This window comes from Pseudoalteromonas sp. Z9A4, assembly GCF_011378845.1.
In the GTDB taxonomy this organism is placed as follows: Bacteria; Pseudomonadota; Gammaproteobacteria; order Enterobacterales; family Alteromonadaceae; genus Pseudoalteromonas; species Pseudoalteromonas arctica.
The window spans coordinates 1,247-3,205 of the sequence record NZ_WTLA01000052.1; the positions used below are offsets into that span (position 1 = coordinate 1,247).

Genomic DNA, 1,959 nt, shown 5'->3' on the forward strand with positions numbered 1-1,959 from the left:
TTGTAAAGAGAACAACACTTATTGTTTTGGGTCTGTAGCTCAGCTGGTTAGAGCGCACCCCTGATAAGGGTGAGGTCGGTAGTTCAAATCTACTCAGACCCACCACTTCTTATCTAATTAAGAAGATGGTTAAAACAATAAGTACCAGCATATGTGGGGCTATAGCTCAGCTGGGAGAGCGCCTGCCTTGCACGCAGGAGGTCAGCAGTTCGATCCTGCTTAGCTCCACCACTTACTTCTTAAAAATAAATATTCTTTATCAGGCCATTAACCGCCTGAGAATAGAGTGTGTTTAATTTTGAGAAGTTTTTACATCTCTTGCTCTTTAAAAATTTGGAAAAGCTGATAATAAAATTCTGATAGATACATTGTATTTATCAAGAGTTTTCAAAAGTAAAAAAAGAATGGTAGCAGTACCATTCAGTGCCATTTAGTTAACTCTTATGAGTTGATTGATTGGTATCTACTTTAGTATTCAATATTGACTTCTGGCGAAGTTAAACTGTCACAAAACAAAGACCCGTTTGGGTTGTATGGTTAAGTGACTAAGCGTACACGGTGGATGCCTTGGCAGTTGGAGGCGATGAAGGACGTATTAACTTGCGATAAGCTTAGTCAAGCTAGTAAAAAGCGCTTGAGACTAAGATTTCCGAATGGGGAAACCCACCTGCTTGCAGGTATCGTTAACTGAATACATAGGTTAACGAGGCGAACGCGGAGAACTGAAACATCTAAGTACCCGTAGGAAAAGAAATCAACCGAGATTCCGAAAGTAGCGGCGAGCGAAATCGGAACAGCCCTTAAGCTTATTATGTGTTAATGGAAGGCTGCTGGAAAGCGCCACGATACAGGGTGATAGTCCCGTACATGAAAAGACATTTTAAGTGAAATCGAGTAGGTCGGAGCACGTGAAACTTTGACTGAATATAGGTGGACCATCATCTAAGGCTAAATACTCCCAACTGACCGATAGTGAACCAGTACCGTGAGGGAAAGGCGAAAAGAACCCCTGTGAGGGGAGTGAAATAGAACCTGAAACCGTGTACGTACAAGCAGTAGGAGCCCACTTGTTGGGTGACTGCGTACCTTTTGTATAATGGGTCAGCGACTTATATTTTGTAGCGAGGTTAACCGAATAGGGTAGCCGTAGGGAAACCGAGTCTTAACTGGGCGAATAGTTGCAAGGTATAGACCCGAAACCCGGTGATCTAGCCATGGGCAGGTTGAAGGTTGAGTAACATCAACTGGAGGACCGAACCCACTAACGTTGAAAAGTTAGGGGATGACCTGTGGCTAGGAGTGAAAGGCTAATCAAACCGGGAGATAGCTGGTTCTCCCCGAAATCTATTTAGGTAGAGCCTCGGACGAATACTTACGGGGGTAGAGCACTGTTAAGGCTAGGGGGTCATCCCGACTTACCAACCCTTTGCAAACTCCGAATACCGTAAAGTAATATCCGGGAGACACACGGCGGGTGCTAACGTCCGTCGTGAAGAGGGAAACAACCCAGACCGCCAGCTAAGGTCCCAAAGTCATAGTTAAGTGGGAAACGATGTGGAAAGGCCCAGACAGCCAGGAGGTTGGCTTAGAAGCAGCCATCCTTTAAAGAAAGCGTAATAGCTCACTGGTCGAGTCGGTCTGCGCGGAAGATGTAACGGGGCTAAACTATGCACCGAAGCTGCGGATTCAGAATTTATTCTGAGTGGTAGGGGAGCGTTCTGTAAGCCGTTGAAGGTGTACCGGGAGGTATGCTGGAGGTATCAGAAGTGCGAATGCTGACATGAGTAACGATAATGGGAGTGAAAAACTCCCACGCCGGAAGACCAAGGGTTCCTATCCCATGTTAATCAGGGTAGGGTAAGTCGACCCCTAAGGCGAGGCCGAAAGGCGTAGTCGATGGGAAACAGATTAATATTTCTGTACTCGATATAATTGCGATGGGGGGACGGAGCAGGCTAA

At 45.9% G+C, this 1,959-nt stretch carries 2 tRNA genes and 1 rRNA gene; all 3 read left to right on the forward strand.

Features of this window, described 5'->3' with window-relative positions:
- The first annotated feature begins 28 nt into the window (after positions 1 to 28).
- A tRNA-Ile gene (locus GQR54_RS19360) sits at positions 29 to 105 on the forward strand.
- A 50-nt stretch (positions 106 to 155) separates the two neighbouring features.
- Positions 156 to 231, forward strand: a tRNA-Ala gene (locus tag GQR54_RS19365).
- Positions 232 to 535: 304 nt separating this feature from the next.
- A 23S ribosomal RNA gene (locus tag GQR54_RS19370) occupies positions 536 to 1,959 on the forward strand; the annotation flags it as partial.